Source organism: Streptococcus dysgalactiae subsp. dysgalactiae (assembly GCF_900459225.1).
Classification (GTDB): Bacteria; Bacillota; Bacilli; order Lactobacillales; family Streptococcaceae; genus Streptococcus; species Streptococcus dysgalactiae.
Map to the genome: position 1 here is coordinate 1861474 of NZ_UHFH01000003.1, position 19200 is coordinate 1880673.

At 39.4% G+C, this 19200-nt stretch carries 19 protein-coding genes; 8 read left to right on the plus strand and 11 right to left on the minus strand.

Annotated features, from left to right (window positions below; all coding sequences use genetic code 11):
- Positions 1-84 precede the first annotated feature (84 nt).
- Both DYD17_RS09530 and DYD17_RS09535 read left to right on the plus strand, forming a co-directional pair.
- A complete protein-coding gene (locus DYD17_RS09530) occupies positions 85-1029 on the plus strand; it encodes a magnesium transporter CorA family protein (protein ID WP_003052672.1) in 945 nt (314 codons plus the stop codon).
- 131 nt (positions 1030-1160) lie between these two features.
- On the plus strand, positions 1161-1820 hold the full coding sequence (locus DYD17_RS09535; protein ID WP_115245696.1) for a DUF1129 domain-containing protein: 660 nt from the start codon (positions 1161-1163) through the stop codon (positions 1818-1820).
- Positions 1821-1956: 136 nt separating this feature from the next.
- On the opposite strand, the gene rpsR is transcribed toward DYD17_RS09535, so the two are convergent.
- The 5 genes from rpsR to DYD17_RS09560 all read right to left on the minus strand — a co-directional run bounded on the left by rpsR (position 1957) and on the right by DYD17_RS09560 (position 4933).
- Positions 1957-2196, minus strand: coding sequence for a 30S ribosomal protein S18 (gene rpsR, locus DYD17_RS09540; protein WP_002983142.1), 240 nt, complete (start codon positions 2194-2196; stop codon positions 1957-1959).
- Positions 2197-2313: 117 nt separating this feature from the next.
- The gene (locus DYD17_RS09545) at positions 2314-2805 is read right to left on the minus strand and encodes a single-stranded DNA-binding protein (RefSeq protein ID WP_003052678.1); all 492 of its coding nucleotides are present in this window, start codon (positions 2803-2805) and stop codon (positions 2314-2316) included.
- Positions 2806-2826: 21 nt separating this feature from the next.
- Positions 2827-3117, minus strand: a complete 291-nt coding sequence (rpsF, locus tag DYD17_RS09550) for a 30S ribosomal protein S6 (protein WP_002983117.1) — start codon at positions 3115-3117, stop codon at positions 2827-2829.
- A gap of 545 nt (positions 3118-3662) precedes the next feature.
- Entirely contained in the window at positions 3663-3992 is a 330-nt protein-coding gene (locus DYD17_RS09555) for a hypothetical protein (protein WP_003052681.1), read from the minus strand.
- Positions 3993-4639: 647 nt separating this feature from the next.
- Positions 4640-4933: a hypothetical protein gene (locus tag DYD17_RS09560; protein WP_003052683.1), complete on the minus strand. Its 294-nt coding sequence runs from the start codon at positions 4931-4933 to the stop codon at positions 4640-4642.
- Positions 4934-5099: 166 nt separating this feature from the next.
- Between DYD17_RS09560 and mutY the strand changes: the two genes are divergently transcribed.
- Positions 5100-6266 carry an A/G-specific adenine glycosylase gene (gene mutY, locus DYD17_RS09565; protein WP_115245695.1) on the plus strand — a complete coding sequence of 389 codons (1167 nt, stop codon included), beginning with the start codon at positions 5100-5102 and terminating at the stop codon, positions 6264-6266.
- A gap of 47 nt (positions 6267-6313) precedes the next feature.
- Here mutY and DYD17_RS09570 read toward each other — a convergent pair.
- Both DYD17_RS09570 and trxA read right to left on the minus strand, forming a co-directional pair.
- Positions 6314-7662, minus strand: a protein-coding gene (locus DYD17_RS09570; protein ID WP_115276319.1) for an IS3 family transposase whose coding sequence is annotated in 2 segments (ribosomal slippage) — positions 6314-7221 and positions 7221-7662 — 1350 coding nt in all. Because the reading frame shifts where the segments join, the coding sequence is not laid out codon by codon here.
- Positions 7663-7753: 91 nt separating this feature from the next.
- Positions 7754-8068, minus strand: a complete 315-nt coding sequence (gene trxA / locus DYD17_RS09575) for a thioredoxin (RefSeq protein WP_003052691.1) — start codon at positions 8066-8068, stop codon at positions 7754-7756.
- Positions 8069-8294: 226 nt separating this feature from the next.
- Here trxA and DYD17_RS09580 point away from each other — a divergent pair, with 226 nt between their 5' ends.
- On the plus strand, positions 8295-9614 hold the full coding sequence (locus tag DYD17_RS09580; RefSeq protein ID WP_115253125.1) for an FAD-containing oxidoreductase: 1320 nt from the start codon (positions 8295-8297) through the stop codon (positions 9612-9614).
- Positions 9615-9705: 91 nt separating this feature from the next.
- On the opposite strand, the gene DYD17_RS09585 is transcribed toward DYD17_RS09580, so the two are convergent.
- From DYD17_RS09585 to DYD17_RS09595, 3 genes are all read right to left on the minus strand, one after another.
- Entirely contained in the window at positions 9706-12042 is a 2337-nt protein-coding gene (locus DYD17_RS09585; RefSeq protein WP_115253126.1) for an endonuclease MutS2, read from the minus strand.
- Between the two features lie 155 nt (positions 12043-12197).
- Positions 12198-12743 (minus strand): CvpA family protein, encoded by a 546-nt coding sequence (locus tag DYD17_RS09590; protein ID WP_115253127.1) that lies wholly within the window; start codon positions 12741-12743, stop codon positions 12198-12200.
- Between the two features lie 2 nt (positions 12744-12745).
- Positions 12746-13054 carry a hypothetical protein gene (locus tag DYD17_RS09595; protein ID WP_003052702.1) on the minus strand — a complete coding sequence of 103 codons (309 nt, stop codon included), beginning with the start codon at positions 13052-13054 and terminating at the stop codon, positions 12746-12748.
- Between the two features lie 156 nt (positions 13055-13210).
- Here DYD17_RS09595 and rnhC point away from each other — a divergent pair, with 156 nt between their 5' ends.
- The 4 genes from rnhC (at position 13211) to DYD17_RS09615 (ending at position 17819) form a co-directional block, all read left to right on the plus strand.
- The gene (gene rnhC / locus DYD17_RS09600) at positions 13211-14119 is read left to right on the plus strand and encodes a ribonuclease HIII (protein ID WP_115253128.1); all 909 of its coding nucleotides are present in this window, start codon (positions 13211-13213) and stop codon (positions 14117-14119) included.
- An 11-nt stretch (positions 14120-14130) separates the two neighbouring features.
- Positions 14131-14724, plus strand: a complete 594-nt coding sequence (gene lepB, locus DYD17_RS09605; RefSeq protein ID WP_003052704.1) for a signal peptidase I — start codon at positions 14131-14133, stop codon at positions 14722-14724.
- Positions 14725-14783: 59 nt separating this feature from the next.
- Entirely contained in the window at positions 14784-17258 is a 2475-nt protein-coding gene (gene recD2 / locus DYD17_RS09610) for an SF1B family DNA helicase RecD2 (RefSeq protein WP_115276467.1), read from the plus strand.
- Positions 17259-17330: 72 nt separating this feature from the next.
- Positions 17331-17819, plus strand: a complete 489-nt coding sequence (locus tag DYD17_RS09615) for a hypothetical protein (protein ID WP_037585028.1) — start codon at positions 17331-17333, stop codon at positions 17817-17819.
- 88 nt (positions 17820-17907) lie between these two features.
- Here the strand turns inward: DYD17_RS09615 and dinB are convergent, their stop codons facing one another.
- Positions 17908-19005 carry a DNA polymerase IV gene (gene dinB / locus DYD17_RS09620; protein ID WP_003052709.1) on the minus strand — a complete coding sequence of 366 codons (1098 nt, stop codon included), beginning with the start codon at positions 19003-19005 and terminating at the stop codon, positions 17908-17910.
- Positions 19006-19200: the final 195 nt, after the last annotated feature.

Below are 19200 nucleotides of genomic sequence, written 5' to 3' on the forward strand. Positions count from 1 at the left end.
TTTTCAGAAAATCCTTGAGAAGGCTTTATTATCAAGGTTTGATGTCAATCTCTACCAGTTAATCATCAAAAAGGAGGGCTTGTCATGAAACAAATGTTTCTTTCATCGGCAATTGAATTCAAAGAAATAGAAACATTCGAGCCAGGAGCTTGGATTAAACTGGTTAACCCTTCCCAGGAAGAGTCTATGGAGATCGCCAATCAATTTAACATTGATATTTCTGACTTGCGCGCCCCTTTGGACGTGGAGGAAACCTCACGTATTGCTGTGGAAGACGACTACACCTTGATTATCGTCGACGTCCCAACCTATGAAGAGCGTAATAATAAAAGCTACTATATTACCATGCCTTTGGGTATCATCGTCACTGAGAACGCTGTTATCACAACCTGTCTACATGATATGACCCTTTTCGATCATTTTCACAACCGTCGGGTCAAAAATTTCTATACCTTTATGAAGACACGCTTCGTTTTTCAGATTTTGTATCGCAATGCCGAGCTCTTTCTGACTGCCTTGAGGACCATTGACCGCCAAAGCGAACGTTTGGAAGCTCAGCTTGAAGCAGCTACGCGTAACGAAGAACTTATCGACATGATGGAACTTGAAAAATCCATTGTCTACTTAAAGGCTTCCTTGAAGTTCAACGAACGCATCGTTAAGAAATTATCCAGCTCAACCAGCTCCCTCAAGAAATACATTGAGGATGAGGATTTGTTGGAAGATACCTTGATTGAAACCCAACAGGCGATTGAGATGGCTGGCATTTATGAAAATGTCTTGAATGCCATGACCGAAACCACTGCTTCCATTATCAACAACAACCAGAACACCATTATGAAAACACTGGCCTTGATGACCATGGCTTTAGATATACCAACTGTGATTTTCTCTGCCTATGGTATGAATTTCCAGAACAATTGGCTACCGCTAAATGGTTTAGAACATGCTTTTTGGTATATTACCTTGATTGCTATGCTCCTTAGTTCCTTTGTTGTGATTTACTTTATTAGAAAAAAATGGTTCTAGAGTGGAGCAAGCTGCACAATGCAGTTAACACCTGACAAAACTCTGCGTCAAACGGCTAGCTCCAAAGTTTCATTACCACTAGCTAATATCATTGACTTACTGTAACTAACCCATATAAAGAAGGGATTCCCATGGAATTACAAGAACTTACCAAAAAAAATCAAGAATTTATCCACACCGCTACCAACAAATTGATCCAAGATGGCAAGTCCGATGAGGACATTAAACTGATTCTCGAAGAAGCCATTCCAACTATTCTCGAAAACCAGAAAAAAGGAGTCACCGCTCGAAATCTATTAGGGACTCCGACCGCTTGGGCAGCTTCCTTTAGCCAAGACCCTAATCAAAAACAAACTGCAGAAACTGACAAAAACACCAACCCTTGGTTGATGTGGCTCGATACCTCTTTATTGTTTATTGGGGTGGTTGCTCTACTAAATGGCATTATGACCTTCTTCAACACAAACGCTACAGTTACAGGATTGATCTCTTTATTAGCACTAGGTTTTGGTGGAGGAGCTTCTATGTATGCTACCTACTATTTTATTTATCGCCATCTCGGCAAAGATAAAAGCCTTCGTCCAAGTTGGTTCAAAATCATCGCAGCCCTGTCATTAGCCATGTTGATTTGGATTGCCTTGTACTCTTCAACTGCCTTTTTACCAACCTCTCTTAACCCACAGTTGCCTCCTCTCGCCTTGCTCATTATCGGTGGTGTTTCCCTTGCCTTACGCTACTACCTACAACGCAAATACAACATTCAAAACACTATGTCACCTATTAACAAATAACAACTTTTTAATCCTTGCTGTCTACGCAAGGATTTTCGTTTACTATCATTCTCTCTTTTAGACAAAACTCACCTAAACGCCTAGACTAATCCTAGTCAACTAAAAAACAAACAGTCCGAAATGGACTGTTTGTTTTTTAGTCTTCGTTTACGTAAGGCATAAGTGCCATAACGCGAGCACGTTTGATTGCTGTTGTTACTTTACGTTGGTTTTTAGCTGAAGTTCCAGTTACGCGACGAGGAAGAATTTTTCCACGTTCTGAAACGAAACGGCTAAGAAGCTCAGTATCTTTGTAATCAACATATTCAATTTTGTTAGCTGCGATGAAGTCAACTTTTTTACGGCGTTTGAATCCGCCACGACGTTGTTGAGCCATGTGTTTTCTCCTTTATATTTTTCAAGATATAAATTCGCCAGAGGTCACAGTAAGAAATCCCACTCTAAACCATCAGCAAATTTATTCAATTCAATGTATTCGTTCAACCCATTCTGACTAGAATGGAAGATCGTCATCTGAGATATCCATCGGGTTTGAATTGCCAAATGGGCTATCATCTCTTCCAAAGTTAGGTGTTTGTTGTGCAGGCGCTGAGTAACTGTTCGATGATGAAGTGTTATTGTTAAATCCACCATTAAATGAGCCAGTTGAGCCACCTTCACGTGTAGCACGGCTTTCCAACATTTGGAAATTATCTGCAACAACTTCTGTTACATAGACACGTTGTCCTTGTTGGTTTTCGTAGTTACGTGTCTGAATACGACCCGTAATTCCAATCAAGGCACCTTTTTTAGCCCAGTTTGCTAAATTTTCAGCAGGTTGGCGCCAGATCACACAGTTAATGAAATCTGCCTCGCGCTCACCACTTTGGCTTTTAAAGGTACGGTTAACAGCAAGTGTGAAGGTAGCCACAGCTACTTGACTTGGTGTGTAACGAAGTTCTGCATCCTTGGTCATGCGACCAACTAGTACTACATTATTAATCATAAACTACCCTCTTAGTTGGAATTAAGCGTCAAGTTTAACGATCATGTGACGAAGAATGTCACCATTGATTTTTGAAAGACGGTCAAACTCGTTAAGAGCTGCTGCGTCAGTCGCTTCAAGGTTAACGATGTGGTAAAGTCCTTCACGGAAATCGTTGATTTCGTATGCAAGACGACGTTTTTCCCAATCTTTTGATTCAACAACAGTTGCACCGTTGTCAGTCAAGATAGAGTCAAAGCGTGCTACCAAAGCGTTTTTAGCTTCTTCTTCAATGTTTGGACGAATAATATAAAGAATTTCGTATTTAGCCATTGATGTTTTCCTCCTTTTGGTCTAATGACTCGCTACCTTTGTAACGAGTAAGTGAGGGATGCTCACAGATTACTAGTATACCTGAAACTGACGTTAAAATCAAGGGAAATTTGTTTTTTGTCATAAAAAAGATACCCACTGCACACCATGGGTATCTTATGATTATTTTTTAGTGATATTCTCCCTTCTACAATCATTTCATAAGGAGTTGTATTACTCGTTCCTCTAAAGAGGAGATAAGGTTTTGATTTTTAATGCGCAATCTCCTTTCTATGAATCAATGAAATGGTTTTTTTAAAAGGATATCTTGTTCTTGATTTTCGTTTTTTGTTCAGTTGTTCGTAAACTTTACACAGGATTCACCCCTTACGCTATTTTTTGCAATAGGCTATGGTGTCTCCGTTTTTGTATCTTGCTACGTTCATAAGACCCTCCTATTTCGAAATGCAGTATTCCCTGAGTGACAATAACAACACATTAAAATAAGTAAATCTTTCACATTGAGTGACAATAATAACTGGAATATGTTTGTAGTAAACTAACCGTTAAACGAGTCCTAAAAAGGTTCCAGTCAATAGAGTTATCCATAGATAAGCAAATAATAAATGCAAGAAAAGCAACGCAACGAGATTGTAATATGGCTTTATAGCTTTCTTATTCCTTAAATATCGAATACTTGAAAGAATAATTGGCACATACAACACCATATAGACTAGCATATGTAGATTATCTGGGATTTGATTGAGAAGAAAATTATAGCCAACCATCACTAAAATAAATAAGATTATTTCAACGGTGTGGCTCTTAACACCTCCAGCTAGGCCATATACCACTAATAAAAGCAAAGCATATAACACTGCTGACATCAGAACCATTGCTATTTCCTCCAATATCCAGCTTACTTATTAATTGTTAATGGCGTTCTTGTTCCACACATTATTATAAGCTAATAGATGTCTCCGTTTTTGTATCTTGCTACGTTCATAAGACCCTCCTATTTCGAAATGCAGTATTCCCTGAGTGACAATAACAACACATTAAAATAAGTAAATCTTTCACACTGAGTGTCAATAACAATAATTGAGGATGACTAGTGACGAGTTAACTAGTCTCCATTTTTATAGCGTCCTTTATTGAATCTTAGCATAACATACGTCCTTTCAATATTGGAGATTTTTCAAACTTATACTGTTTAGAGCGCTCCTTTGGCCAAATCGGAAATCTCGATAAGTTTTAGCATGTGATCACATTTAATAACGTTGTAAAATTGGTTTGCCTACCGTTTGTTGGAGTTTTTAATCTCCGTTTTTGTACCGTGCGACATGTCCGTTCATCATAAGAATACCTCCTATAATTAGTTGTCACTTGTCATCCTTCTTTATAGTTCCATTATAATGTAAGCGTTTGCTAAAGTCAAGTTTTTAGAGTCTTTTCTTTTATCAAAAAAGGTTTAGGACCTAAACGTCCTAAACCTTCATCAATTCAGTTGACTGCTTCCTCTGACGAGGTCTATTATCATTGCTTAAACACCTAAAAAATAAGTAAAAAAAGAAAAGGCAATAAACAATTTTATCCAGAGGGCAAAATATAAAATCAATGCTAAAATAAAAAGATTAAGTTTTCGAAAAAGAATAGCAACAAAAGCACACAAAATGCCCAAAGCAGGAAACACTTTAGTCATCATAAACCACTCCAGTTGAAGGCCCTCTAATGACGTATCAAAAGGGTAAAGGTAATTCAAAAACAAAATCAGTATCATGAAGGCAAAAAATAGCCATGAATACTGATCTACAAGATGTTTTAGCTTTAAAAACATACTCCCTCCTCTCAATCTTTATTATCTCTTTTATTAATTTAATACGGCTTATCCCACATACAGATGAGATATTCTTAATCTTATTATAATCTATTTTAGGCAAATGTGCAAATCTCATGGAACAATTTTTTCTTATTTTTTTGAAAGGCTATGTTACAATAACAACATGATTGAATTAACGGATTATGGTATTGACATGTGGGACGACGAAACTATTGCTTCTTTCCGTCGCACTCTTTTAAATTGGTATGATCAAGAAAAACGTGATTTGCCTTGGCGCCGAACCAAAAACCCTTATCACATTTGGGTTTCAGAAATCATGCTTCAGCAAACTCAGGTGATTACGGTTATTCCTTATTACGAACGCTTTTTAATTTGGTTTCCAACCATTGACAAATTAGCCAATGCTGATGAAGAACGCTTGCTCAAAGCATGGGAAGGCTTAGGCTATTATTCCCGTGTCCGTAACATGCAAAAAGCGGCGCAGCAAGTCATGACAGAGTTTGGCGGGGTATTTCCCTCCTCCTACGAGGACATCTCCAAATTAAAGGGAATAGGCCCATACACTGCTGGAGCTATTGCCAGTATCGCCTTTGACCTTCCTGAACCTGCTGTCGATGGGAATGTGATGCGTGTTATGGCCCGTCTATTTGAAGTGAATTATGATATTGGAGATCCCAAGAACCGAAAAATTTTCCAAGCATTGATGGAAAGATTAATCGATCCCGGCCGCCCTGGAGATTTCAATCAGGCCTTGATGGATTTAGGTACGGATATCGAATCGGCTAAAAATCCTAGACCAGACGAGTCTCCTATCCGCTTTTTCTGCGCTGCATATTTACATGGTACCTATGATAAATACCCTATTAAGGAACCAAAGAAAAAACCACGTCCTATTGAGGTTCAAGCTTTTATTATCGTCAATGCTGACGAGGAACTACTTTTAGAAAAAAATACCAAAGGGCGATTACTAGGTGGTTTTTGGTCCTTCCCTCTAATGGAAACTAGCTTTGTGAGTCAACAGCTAGACCTTTTTGAAGAAAATCACCCTGATCTCATAAGAGTTCCTAAAGCCAACCTTTTCGAAGAAACTTACGGGTTGGTGCCCCGGTGGACAACTGACACTTTTCCTCTGGTAAAACACACCTTTAGCCATCAAAAGTGGACCATCGCTTTAACAGAAGGCCTGATTTCCCAACAAGAACTTCCCAAAGGGAAAGAAATGGCTTGGGTCAAGCTCTCTGATATGGAAAACTATCCTATGGCAACGCCTCAAAAGAAAATGCTAGAGGCTTATCTAAAAGAGAAAGAATCAACTGTGACGTCAAGATAAAAAAGAACCGAGAGGTGAAGTGACCCCCAAAAGTTGGACATTATATTTTAAGTTAAGGATTGAGTTCTGTATTGCACAGGACTTAGTCCTTTTAATGTAAGTTTGATTCGTTTAGTGTTGTAGTAGTTGATATATTCTGAAATAGCTGTTTTTAATGTTTCGAGGGAAGTAAATTCCTTCTCAAACCCATAAAACATTTCTGTCTTCAATGTTCCAAAAAAAGATTCCATCATGCCGTTATCTAAGCTATTTCCTTTACGCGACATGGACGGTCTCATTCCATGCACCTCAAGAAAATGATGGTAGTAAGTGTGTTGATATTGCCATCCTTGGTCACTATGTAAAATAGTGCCCTGGTAAGTTTGTTCAGGAAAAGCCTCGGAAAGCATCGTTTTAAGTTGTTGTAAGTTTGGCGAGGTAGATAAATGATATGCAATAATCTCACTGTTAAAGCCATCAAGAACTGGTGATAGATACAATTTTTGATCACTAGCAGGAATTGAAAACTCTGTGACATCGGTATAACACTTCTTAAGTGGTTGGGTAGCTTTAAATTGACGCTTAATGAGATTATCAGCTTTCTTGCCAACCTCACCTTTATAAGAGTTATAGCGACGTTTCGCACGGATTCTAGCTTTCAAACCAAGTTCTGTCATCAAACGTTGAACTTTCTTATGATTAACTTTATAGCCTCGATTTTTAAGTTCGAGGTGAATTCTACGGTAACCATATCTCCCTTTGTTCTCAGAATAAATATCTTGAATAGCTTCTTTTAATTCTTTGTTGTTATCTCCCTGAGTTAGACGTTTAACCTGATAATAGTAGGTTGATCGAGACAGCTTCAAAATATTAAGTAGGATTCTTAAATCAAATACATTGATTAGTCCTTGAATGATTTCTGTTGCTCTTTGAGCCTTGCTTCGTCCCTCAATCGGAGTTCTCTCAACTTTTTTAGTACGGCATTCTCCGCTCTAAGGTACTCATTATCATATTGAAGACGCTCTAATTCAGTCATTTCTTCAAGTTTTTTCTTTGGTTTGCGTCCCATCTTTACAGGTCTCCCTCTTGATTTCTCAAGAATAGTATACCCGTTTTTCTTGTATTGCGCTATCCAATTAGGAAGCATTCCCTTGTTTGGTAATCCATAATCTAGAGAAACCTCTAGCTGAGACCTACCTTTCATCAGAACTTCGTTTATGATTTCCTGCTTTAGTTCAGGAGAATAATACCTATTTTTCCTTTTACAAACACTTTCCAATCCGTGTATATCAATAAGGCGGACCATGTATTGAAGGTTATACTTACTCATATTAAATGTTTGACTGATTTTAGGCCATGTCCAACCAGATTGTCGTAAGCGATAGATTTCAATTTTATCTTCATAACTTAATTTCATAGAAAAACACCCCAAAAGTTAGATTTGTTGTCTAACTTTTGGGGTGCAGTTCAAGGTTTAATCCTCTTCAGTTCTTTTGTTTTACTTTCTTTTAGCTTAATTCAGCCACAATTGCCTTAATTTGGTCTTTGGTATGAACACCCGCCACTTGTTTCACCACTTTACCGTCTTTTTTGAAAAGCAAGGTTGGGATAGACATAATACCAAATTGTTGAGCAGTATCAGGGTTTTCATCTACATCCAATTTCACAATTTTGAGTTCATCTTCGTCCAATTCTCCAGCTAACTGGTCAAGGATTGGCGCTTGCATCAAACAAGGTCCACACCAAGTTGCCCAAAAGTCAACGAGAACTAAACCATCATTTGTTTCTGCTTCAAAAGTAGCATCTGTTACAATATGTGCCATAAGTTTTTCTCCGTTCTTCAAGTTTATAAGCCTATTGTAGGGCAAATAGGCTGATAATGCAAGAATCTGCTACGCACTGCCTATCCTCCAAGAAAAAGGTCTTTGTGTCATTTTTTCTAGCAATATTTTTATACAACGACTGTCGTAGCGATTTTAAGACAAGTTTGGCTACTTTTGTTAAACTAGTACTAGTTAGATATAATTAATTACAAAGGAGGTTATTTTTATGGAACATTACGACCTTGTTGTTATTGGATTTGGTAAAGCAGGTAAAACATTAGCCGGCAAGATGGCTCAGCTAGGGAAGCGGGTTGCCCTCATCGAGCAAAATGACCATATGTATGGTGGTACCTGTATCAATATCGGCTGTATTCCAACCAAATCATTAATTGTTGCAGCAGAATCTAATGCAACTTTCGAGCAGGCAATGGAGCATAAAGATACAGTTGTTAGTCGGCTTCGTCAGAAAAACAAAAACGCTTTAACAAGCTCGGGTGCTGTTCTTTACAATGGGAAAGCGCGCTTTTCAGCTAATAAAACAATTCTCATTGAAGCCGGTAGTGATCGACTTGAATTGGAAGGAGAAACAATTGTCATCAATACAGGGGCCGTCTCTAATCAGTTCCCAATTCCTGGCTTAGCTGATAGTCATCATGTGGTTGATAGCACTGGCCTTCTGTCCGTAAAAGAACAACCTCAACGCCTGGCTATTATCGGTGGAGGAAATATCGGGCTAGAATTTGCTAGTCTTTACGCTAAATTAGGTAGCCAAGTGGTTGTGTATGAGGCTGCTCCAGAAATCTTAGGACGTTATGAACCAAGTGTCGCTAAATTAGCAAAACGTTATTTAGAAGAAGACGGTATCAGTTTCCATCTATCTGCGTCGGTTGAAGAAGTTAGCAATAATGAGGCTGGTCAAGTTCTTGTTAAAGCTAATGGAGAAACGGAAGCTTTTGACCTATTGCTCTACGCTATGGGACGAAAACCTGCTACGGAAGATTTAGGATTAGAAAAAACCGATATCACAGTGACAGATCGTGGTGCTATTGCCGTTGATGATTACTGTCAAACAAGCGTTAAAGGGGTTTATGCCGTTGGAGATGTAACTGGTGGTCCTCAGTTTACTTACACCTCTTTAGATGATTTTCGAATCGTCCTTGGGCAATTAACAGGAGCTAGTACCTACAATCACAAGGAACGCGGGCCAATCCCTACAACGACCTTTATCGAGCCACCTTTATCTCAGGTTGGTTTGACAGAAAAAGAAGCTCAAGAAAAAGGAATTCCCTACAAAGCCAATGAACTTTTGGTGGCTAATATGCCACGGGCTCATGTCAATAATGATCTTCGAGGTCTCTTTAAAGTCCTTATTAATACAGACACCAAAGAGGTTCTAGGGGCGACCTTACTAGGAGCGCAGTCCCAAGAATACATTAATCTTATCAAGATGGCTATAGATAATCATATCCCTTATACTTACTTAAAACATCAAATCTTCACCCATCCATCAATGGCAGAAAACCTCAATGATGTCTTCAATATCTAATAACCATATTCAAAAACAAGCCTGTCTCAACTGTTACTTTCAGTAGAGGCAGGCTTGTTTAGTTATCTTTTCAGAAAGAGTGTGAACTATCTCACCCTAAGTTCGCAATGGTACACCCTGATCCACCCGCATTCTGTGGAGCATAACCAAAGCTTTTAACATGTTTGTTTCGTCTGAGGTATTTGGTAACAGCTTCACGGATTACACCAGTGCCAATCCCATGAATAATATCCACTTGGCTCATGTTATTTAAGAGAGCTTGGTCAATAAAGGCGTCTAGTTCTTGCATCGCTTCTTCATACCGTTTGCCACGCAAATCCAGACGGGCACGAGGACCACCACCAGTAGCAGCCTTCTTGACCACGTTGATAGCTTTTTTCTTTGGTTTTTGAGCTTCCTCAACAACCTTCACAAGACTAAATTCATCTTCTTTGAGGGTCATTTTGATCAGTCCAACTTGTGCTTCCCACTTCTTATCTTTGAGTTCTTTTACCAAGGTTCCTCTTTGGCCATAGGCTGTTACAATAATATCGTCTCCTACTCGAGGAGCTCGTAATTGCTTCGCTTTCTTTAGGACCTTGTTTTGAGAGAGACTCTTTTCTGGCACTAACTGTTTGAGTTGCCCCTTGGCTTCAATAACTTCGTGAGGTTTAAGTGCAGCTTTGTCATGCAACTGGTTTAAAATACTGTCACTTTCTGCTAAAGCTAAGTCTACAATCTCACGCGCTTCAAGGGTAGCTTTTTCAATTTCCTTATCTTTGGCCTGTGAGAACTCATTGTACAATTTTTTGACCGCACGGTTAAATTTGAGGTTATCTTGCTCCACTTCTCGAATATGGTCAAGCCGCTTACGACTCTCCAAAGTTTGTTTCTCTAACTGTTCGATAATACGGTTAACATCACTATCGGTGTCCGTCATGGTTTGAGCTTCTTTGACAATGTGCTCTGCCAACCCAAGTCGTCTAGCAATTTCAAAGGCATTTGAACGACCTGGAACACCCTGCATAAAGCGGTAAGTTGGTTTTAAACTCATGCTATCGAACTCCATACTGGCATTTTCCACATAGGGAGTTTCGATGCCATATGCTTTTAGTTCAGGGTAATGGGTAGTCGCCATGGTTTTGACATTAGTCAAGCGTAACTGCTCCAAGATTGCCATAGCAAGACTTGCTCCTTCTTGCGGATCTGTTCCTGCCCCCAGCTCATCAAAGAGTACTAAACTGTCTGCATCAGCTTGATTCAAAATAGCAACAATATGAGTCATATGGCTAGAGAAAGTTGATAAGCTCTGCTCAATGGATTGTTCATCGCCAATGTCAGCAAAAATACCACTAAAAACAGCAACTTTGGAACCTTTATCTGCTAGAATAGGCAGACCCGATTGGGCCATTAGCTGGGCTAAACCTAGCGTTTTTAGCATGATGGTTTTACCACCAGTATTCGGACCAGTAATCACAATAACAGCCAAATCTTTAGAGAAATGCAAATCATTAGCAACTGGCTCCTGCAAAAGAGGGTGGCGCACATTTAACAACTGTAAACTTTTATCATCCGAAATAGCCGGAACCGTGGCCTTATTGTCTCTCATATAGAGGTATTTGGCTCTGATAAAATCCAGGTGCCCCAGAATCCAAGCATTATTGGTAAGAACTCGACTATGAGGTCTAATCAGGTCTGATAGGGTTTGAAGGACACGTGACACTTCATGACGTTCGTCGGCTTGTAACTGCGTCAGCTCTTCATTTAGTTGAACAAGAGCTCGTGGTTCAATATAAACCGTATTTCCTGAAGCCGAAATATCGTGAACGACCCCTGCCACCTTATTACGGAAGGTATTTTTGACAGGTAAGACACTACATCCGTTTCGGCTAGCAATCAAGCTTTCTGACAAATAGTCACCTTGCTTTTTGAGTAAATCTTGTAAGACATTCCGGCTCGCATGTTCTTTGTCTGAGATGCTACGACGAATTTTTTCTAACTCGGGACTGGCAAAACTTTCCACAAAACCACCGTCATTAATAGCCTGAAGACTGCCTTGAAGGCTAGGGAAAAGCTCCAGATTTTCAAATAAACGCTTCAAAGCTTGCAGCTGAACGTTTTCCAAATCAACATAAAAGCGACTCGCTTCTGCTGATACCTGAAGTATTTTTTTGACTGCTAATAATTCGGGAATGCTCAAATCAGCTTCCAGTTCCAAACGTCTCATGCTAGCTGAAATGTCAGACAGCCTGCCCAATGCAAAGTGATGATGCTCTACAAAAATGCCAGCCATTTCTTCAATTTCTAAAAAGTAATGTTTGATTTTCTCATGATGATTGAGGGGTTCGAGTTGGTCTAATTCACGGTTCCCCTGCTCTGTCTGCAGGTAGGCCCGAAATTGTTCTTTGACCTTATCAAATTCTAACTGTTCTAAAATCTTTTTATCCATATAAATATTATACCTAAAGTTATTTAAAAAAGGGCAAGAAAGTCGTTCTCCATCAACGACTTCTCAGCACTGCCATTCTATCAATAGCCTTTCTAATAAAAAAACCTATGACTAACTAGCCACAGATTCTATCGTGTTATAATCAACACTGTTTATTAGACAATCGCCTGAATCCAAAGTTTGTGAATAACCGTTGTAAAAGGCGGGAAATGTTCAATCAACAAGCGACTGAGAGAACTAGCCTGCAAGTGATTCTGAATAAAAGGCATAGGAATCGTTGCTAAAATAGACAAGGCCATGCTAACAAACAGAAGTGATACCAGAAGAGCTAGTATACCACTGACAACTTTTGCTCTTTGGTTGTCAAAATAATCAATTGGGAAAAAGTGCACCAGTACCCCAACAAGCCGTACCACAGCATAAGTTCCTAAAAAAAGAGCAAAAAAAGCGATGCCAGCATAATAGACCTTGCTCAAATCAAACAAGTCGACTTCCTTAAAGAAGAAAGTGGTCACTCCTTCTACAGGGTTAGAGTAGGGGATCCACAGGGTAATCTTGTAGGCTAGACCGACATAGAAATGGTGAGCCACCAACAAAGAAACTAAAGCTCCCAAAGTATAAAAACTTTGAAGAATAATCCCTCTATTGTAACCAATATAGATATTCCAAATCAAAACAAGCACAATTAGTACGGATAACATGACTAAACCTCATTCACATCTACTTGATTAGCCTTTTCTTGAAGACCCGCCAAGGCTTTTTGACGGAGGTCTAACAGTTCCGCCTCCATTTTTTCAATTTCAATTTCTCGACTTAATTGTGTTGATAAGGTATTAATAGTCATCAAGATAGCAATGGTCTCATTATCAGCTTCCGGCAAATGCTCTTTGATGGTATGGTATTTTTCCTTAGCCACACGTTCAACTTCTTCCATAAAAAGATTGTCTTTGTCTGTTGTTAATGTTAGTGTTTTTTCACCAAAGGTGAATTTATAACGATTAATACTTTTCATAGGGTCACCTCTTTAGCATTATACCGTAAAATCAAGCTTTCGTAAAATGTTCACGACTACTAGGCCCAGCTTTTTAACGAACTACGAGTCTCTTTTCTCCCAAAAATAAACTTGGGAATCGACCATAGTCTGTCATTTTATGTTAAAATAGTTTCTATGGACACCTTAGTTTTGAAAATAGATGCTCAATTGAGTCAATCGCTAAAAGAACAGTTAGTTGCTAATCAAATCAGCAATCGAAACCCGTATGTGGCCTTCGCTGCCAAAAAAAACGGGGTTACCTTACTCTTATATACCTCTGGCAAATTGGTCTTGCAAGGTTCATCAGCTGATGTTTTGGCAGAAGAACTCGGTTTGCCAGTAACCAATTCAAATTCCCAAAATGCGAGCACCAACCAAAATTTGCCCATGATTGGGAGTGATGAGGTAGGAAACGGTTCTTACTTTGGTGGCATTGCTGTGGTTGCCAGTTTTGTGCGTCCTGAAGACCATGCCTTTCTCAAACAATTAGGTGTCGATGATTCCAAAACCTTAACCGACCAGATCATTCGGCGGATTGCACCTATTTTAGAGGAAAAGATTCCGCATAAATCCTTGTTACTTTCTCCAAAAAAATACAACGAGATGGTGGGGAAAGACAAACCCTACAATGCGGTTTCAGTCAAAGTAGCTCTCCATAATCAGGCCATCTACTTGCTTTTGCAAGAAGAGATCAATCCGGATAAAATTGTAATCGATGCCTTTACTAGCCAAGCCAATTACCAAAAACACTTAAAAAAGGAAAAAAATCAATTTCCTAATCCCTTAACCTTTCAAGAAAAAGCTGAGAGTCTTTATTTAGCAGTAGCGGTTAGCTCGATTATTGCTCGAAACCTCTTTTTAGAAAACCTTGATGCATTAGGTCAAGAATTAGGCTATCGTTTACCAAGCGGGGCTGGACAAGCCTCTGATAAAGTCGCCAGCCAACTCTTAGCCGCTTATGGCATGTCTAGCTTAGCATATAGTGCTAAACTCCATTTTGCCAATACTCAAAAAGCCCAAGCGCTTCTCAATAAACATCATTAAAAAGGAATTATATGAAACACTTTATTAAAGAATGGGGCCCATTTACCCTCTTTCTCATCCTCTTCGGTTTATCTCGTCTTTTCTTGTGGCAAGCTGTTAAAGTTGATGGCCACTCCATGGACCCTACGTTATCCCATGGGGAACGTCTCATTGTTTTAAACCAAGCTAGAATTGACCGTTTCGATATTGTTGTTGCCCGCGAGGAAGAAAATGGGCAGAAAAAAGAAATTGTCAAACGAGTTGTCGGCATGCCAGGTGATACCATTGCCTACAACGATGATACGCTTTACATTAATGGTAAAAAAACAGATGAGCCTTACCTAGTTAACTACCTTAAAGAGTTCAAAAAGGATAAGCTTCAAAAGACTTACGCTTATAATAGTCTATTTCAGCAATTAGCTGAAACATCGGATGCCTTTACCACTAATGCTGAAGGTCAAACACGTTTTGAAATCAGCGTACCAGAAGGTGAATACCTCCTTCTTGGAGATGATCGAATTGTCTCACGCGACAGCCGTGAAGTTGGTAGCTTTAAAAAAGAAAAACTTATCGGTGAAGTCAAGGCTCGCTTCTGGCCGCTCAATAAAATGACTCTTTTTAAGTAAAAAATAAGCCTGCCTTCGGGCAGGCTTTCGACTATCTTGCATAGACAGAAAGGTCCTTTATGGAACACTTTTTTACAGGTACTGTTGACCGCATTATCTTTGAAAATGCAGCTAATTTTTTTAAAATTCTCCTCCTTGCTATCGAAGACACAGATAGTGATATTGACGACTTTGAAATCATTATCACAGGGACGATGGCTGATATTATCGAAGGAGATGACTACACCTTTTGGGGAGAATTGACCCAGCACCCTAAATATGGACAGCAACTCAAACTAAGCCGTTACCAAAAAGTCAAACCTAGTTCATCTGGTTTGGTTAATTATTTCTCTAGCGACCATTTTAAGGGGATTGGAAAGAAAACAGCGGAGAAAATCATTGCCCTCTATGGCAATAATACTATTGACCATATTTTAGAAGACCCAAGTAAATTAGAAACTATCTCTGGTCTGTCCAAGGCTAATCGTCAAGCCTTTGTCGCTAAACTGAAATTGAATTATGGCACAGAGCAACTGATTGCTGGTCTCGTCGAACTTGGCCTTAGCAACCGTTTTGCCTTTCAAGCGTTTGAGAAGTACAAAGAAGAGGCTCTTGACCTTGTTAAAGAAAATCCCTATCAGTTAGTCGAAGATTTACAAGGTTTTGGGTTTAAGATGGCAGATGCTATCGCTGAAAACTTAGGGATTGAGAGTGACTCTCCAAAACGTTTTCGTGCCGCTCTACTGCACTGTCTCTTGGAAGAGTCCGTCAGTCGAGGAGATACTTATGTCCAAGCACGACAATTATTAGACTTTACCATCACACTCCTTGAAGATGCACGTCAAGTAGAATGTGACCCTGCTGCTGTGGCTGAACAACTAAGCGAGTTAATCATAGAGGGCAAAATCAAAAACAGTGACACCAAATTGTTTGATGCTAGCCTTTATTTTGCTGAAGAGGGGATTGCTAAGAATATCTCTCATCTCTTAGATACCCCTTTAAGTCAGTCATTTAGTCATGATACCATCCAAACAACCGTCCAAGCCGTTCAGGAAGACTTTGCTATCACCTATGACCAGGTGCAGCAAGAAGCCATTGCTAAAGCCTTAACCAGCAAGGTATTTCTCCTAACAGGTGGTCCCGGAACAGGGAAAACAACTGTTATTCGAGGTATTTTACAGGCTTACGCTAACCTGCATCAGATTGATTTGGATAAAAAAGACCTTCCTATCTTGTTAGCAGCTCCAACAGGTCGGGCTGCACGTCGTATGAATGAGTTGACTGGACTTCCTAGCGCAACCATCCACAGACACTTAGGCCTCAATGGCGACAACGATTACCAAGCCATGGAAGATTATCTGGACTGCGACTTGCTGATTGTCGATGAATTTTCAATGGTGGATACCTGGCTTGCCAACCAATTGTTAGCAGCGATTAGTTCTACAACTCAAGTAATTATTGTCGGAGATAGTGACCAGCTTCCTTCGGTTGGACCCGGTCAAGTCCTGTCAGATCTTTTAAAAGTCAATAGCCTACCCCAAATCGCCTTGCAGAAAATCTTTCGTCAATCCCAAGAATCTACTATTGTAGATTTGGCAGACCAGATGCGTCGAGGAATCTTAGCTGCTGACTTTCGTGATAAAAAAGCTGACCGTTCTTATTTTGAAGCCCAAGCCTCTTTCATCCCGGACATGATTCAAAAAATTGTTCTATCTGCTATTAAAAGTGGCATCCCTGCTGAGGAAATTCAAATTTTAGCGCCTATGTACAAAGGACAGGCTGGCATCAATCATCTTAACCAATTGATGCAAAACCTCCTCAATCCTTTGGAAGGGCAAACGGAATTTCTGTTCAATGATACGCATTTTCGTAAAGGTGATAAAGTCTTGCACTTAGTCAACGATGCTCAGTTGAATGTCTTTAATGGAGATATTGGTTATATTAAAGATTTGATTCCTGCTAAATATACCGAATCTAAACAAGACGAATTAATCTTAGATTTTGACGGTAGCGAGGTAACATATCCTAGAAATGAATGGCTAAAATTAACCCTAGCCTATGCCATGAGCATTCATAAGTCGCAAGGGAGCGAGTTTCAAGTGGTAATTTTACCCATCACACGCCAAAGCGGCCGACTTTTGCAACGAAATTTGATTTACACAGCGATTACTCGATCTAAAAGTAAATTGATTATGCTAGGCGAAATCGCTGCCTTTGATTACGCCATCAAAAATGAAGGAGATAAGCGCCAAACCTACTTGATTGAACGTTTTCAAGAACAATCCGACTTAGTCTCCTCTCAACCTAACCAAGAGCTAAAATCAAAAGAGCAGACCTCCCTTTTTTCTAATACGGCCACCCTTGAGGACGACTCTCAAAAATCTTCCTCTCAACCAACAAACTCTAATCCCACTGAGAACTCTCAGTCAGATAATCACAATCTTAGGTTAACACCTGAGAATTATTCGACTATCGATCCGATGATAGGGCTTACAGACTCAGATGTTGCCCTCTTTTTCCAGAAAAAACCTAAAAAAACGGATATTCTCGATTAATCTATGATATAATATTCTTGTATTAAACAATTGTACAATTTCAAACTAAGGACCAAACTATTGGAGGGTTATATGATTTCTTATGAAAAAGTGCGTCAGGCACTCAAAACGTCTACTATTGCCATTATTATTCTAAACGGGCTTGGAGTTGTACTGTCATTAATAGGATTTGCAGGGATTTTCTACTTACAAAGCCAACTCAAGAATGAAGAATTCAGCTCCCAATTCACTGCTGAGCAATTAGCACAGATGCAAAGCACCATGACACCATTTATGATTTTCCTTTCTGTCTTAAATGTACTTGCTATTATTGCTATTATTGTCTTTTGTGCTCAAAACTTGTCCAAATTAAAACAAGGTCTAACGGTTAGCTATATTCCTTATATCTTAGGACTTATCCTTTCTGTTACTGGCTTAGTTAGCCAGTTCACAACAAGCTTGTCAATGGTTGGAACTATTCTTATCCTTGCACAAGCTGCTCTTTATGGCTTTGCTTTTTACAAAGCCAAAACCCTTAACGAAAAAGACACCGATATCGACCAAGACCAAACAATACTGTAATATCACACGAAACAAGATAAGCTGACTAGGACTTTTCCTAGTCAGCTTATTTTTGTCTCTAAAAATAGGAAAGGGGAAAGCCTTCTTCCTACGATAAATCCAAAGCGATATCTGCCATCTTGTCCTCCAAGTTGGTCATGGTAACTCCCAACAAACGAATACCTACCGTATGTTCTGGTAAGGTATCAAAGATAGATTCGGCCACCTGCTCAATTTGTGCGGCATCCCTTGTCAGTTCTGGTAGGGTGACTCGCTTAGTTAAAGTAGTAAAATCAGCATAACGCACCTTAAGCACAATGGTCTTCCCTAACTTTTTATGGTCTTGTAGGAGAGCAGCCACGCGCCTAGCATTTTTACTGATTTCTGCTTTGATATCGGCTTCTTGATAAAGGAGTTTGGCATAGGTTCTCTCGCTACCAATCGACTTTCTTATACGATTGGGTTTGACTGGAGAGTGGCTAATGCCTCTAGCTTTACGGTAAAGATCAAAACCAAAGCGGCCAAAATGGTCAATCAAGGTCATTTCAGGAACTTCTAACAAATCCTGCCCTGTGTAAATCCCCATCTCATGTAATTTTTCAACTGACTTTTTACCGACACCATGAAACTTTTCAATAGGAAGGTCGGCTAAGAAGGATAGGGCATCTTGGGGCAAAACAAGCGTTAATCCATGCGGTTTTTCAAAATCACTGGCTAGTTTAGCTAAAAATTTATTATAAGAGACTCCCGCCGAGCAAGTAAGGTGAACTTCATTCCAGATATCATGCTGAATCAGTTTAGCGATTTTCACAGCAGACTTAATCCCCAACTTATTATCAGTCACATCAAGGTAAGCCTCGTCAATAGACATAGGTTCAACCAAATCAGTATAACGTTTAAAAATATGGCGAATTTCCTGACCAACACTTCGGTATTTTTCGTAATTCCCAGAGATAAAGATAGCTTGAGGACAACGCTCATAAGCCTCTTTAGAGCTCATAGCAGAATGAATCCCATATTTCCTAGCTTCATAATTACAAGTAGAGACAACACCGCGTCCCCCAGTCTCTCTAGGATCTTTCCCAATCACAACCGGTTTCCCTTTTAAGGCTGGGTTATCTCTTTCCTCAACTGCAGCAAAAAAGGCATCCATGTCAATATGAATGATTTTTCGTGACGTGTCATTAAGCAGTGGAAAAATAAGCATCGGCCCCTCCTGAATATATTATACTCCTTAGAGCATCTAAAGCCAAAAGAATACATTCTAATACAGTTTGTGACTGTTTCAACAATCTGTATTATAAAAGAATCTTGGATTTGTCAAGAATTTTGCTTGGGAAAACGTTTCCTATATGTTAAACTTAGAATTGTAAATGTAACAGATCGCTTTGTTACTAGAATT

Excerpts from the sequence above, each read along its gene's own strand:
- DYD17_RS09590 (WP_115253127.1), bottom strand. The coding sequence starts at position 12,743 with ATGTTATCCGTACTAATTGTGCTTGTTTTGATTTGGAATATCTATATT.
- dinB (WP_003052709.1), bottom strand. The coding sequence starts at position 19,005 with ATGCTTATTTTTCCACTGCTTAATGACACGTCACGAAAAATCATTCAT.
- DYD17_RS09545 (WP_003052678.1), bottom strand. The coding sequence starts at position 2,805 with ATGATTAATAATGTAGTACTAGTTGGTCGCATGACCAAGGATGCAGAA.
- rpsF (WP_002983117.1), bottom strand. The coding sequence starts at position 3,117 with ATGGCTAAATACGAAATTCTTTATATTATTCGTCCAAACATTGAAGAA.
- lepB (WP_003052704.1), top strand. The coding sequence starts at position 14,131 with ATGAAACACTTTATTAAAGAATGGGGCCCATTTACCCTCTTTCTCATC.
- DYD17_RS09595 (WP_003052702.1), bottom strand. The coding sequence starts at position 13,054 with ATGAAAAGTATTAATCGTTATAAATTCACCTTTGGTGAAAAAACACTA.
- trxA (WP_003052691.1), bottom strand. The coding sequence starts at position 8,068 with ATGGCACATATTGTAACAGATGCTACTTTTGAAGCAGAAACAAATGAT.
- DYD17_RS09535 (WP_115245696.1), top strand. The coding sequence starts at position 1,161 with ATGGAATTACAAGAACTTACCAAAAAAAATCAAGAATTTATCCACACC.
- rpsR (WP_002983142.1), bottom strand. The coding sequence starts at position 2,196 with ATGGCTCAACAACGTCGTGGCGGATTCAAACGCCGTAAAAAAGTTGAC.
- DYD17_RS09585 (WP_115253126.1), bottom strand. The coding sequence starts at position 12,042 with ATGGATAAAAAGATTTTAGAACAGTTAGAATTTGATAAGGTCAAAGAA.
- DYD17_RS09615 (WP_037585028.1), top strand. The coding sequence starts at position 17,331 with ATGATTTCTTATGAAAAAGTGCGTCAGGCACTCAAAACGTCTACTATT.
- DYD17_RS09555 (WP_003052681.1), bottom strand. The coding sequence starts at position 3,992 with ATGGTTCTGATGTCAGCAGTGTTATATGCTTTGCTTTTATTAGTGGTA.
- DYD17_RS09580 (WP_115253125.1), top strand. The coding sequence starts at position 8,295 with ATGGAACATTACGACCTTGTTGTTATTGGATTTGGTAAAGCAGGTAAA.
- DYD17_RS09530 (WP_003052672.1), top strand. The coding sequence starts at position 85 with ATGAAACAAATGTTTCTTTCATCGGCAATTGAATTCAAAGAAATAGAA.
- DYD17_RS09560 (WP_003052683.1), bottom strand. The coding sequence starts at position 4,933 with ATGTTTTTAAAGCTAAAACATCTTGTAGATCAGTATTCATGGCTATTT.
- rnhC (WP_115253128.1), top strand. The coding sequence starts at position 13,211 with ATGGACACCTTAGTTTTGAAAATAGATGCTCAATTGAGTCAATCGCTA.
- recD2 (WP_115276467.1), top strand. The coding sequence starts at position 14,784 with ATGGAACACTTTTTTACAGGTACTGTTGACCGCATTATCTTTGAAAAT.
- mutY (WP_115245695.1), top strand. The coding sequence starts at position 5,100 with ATGATTGAATTAACGGATTATGGTATTGACATGTGGGACGACGAAACT.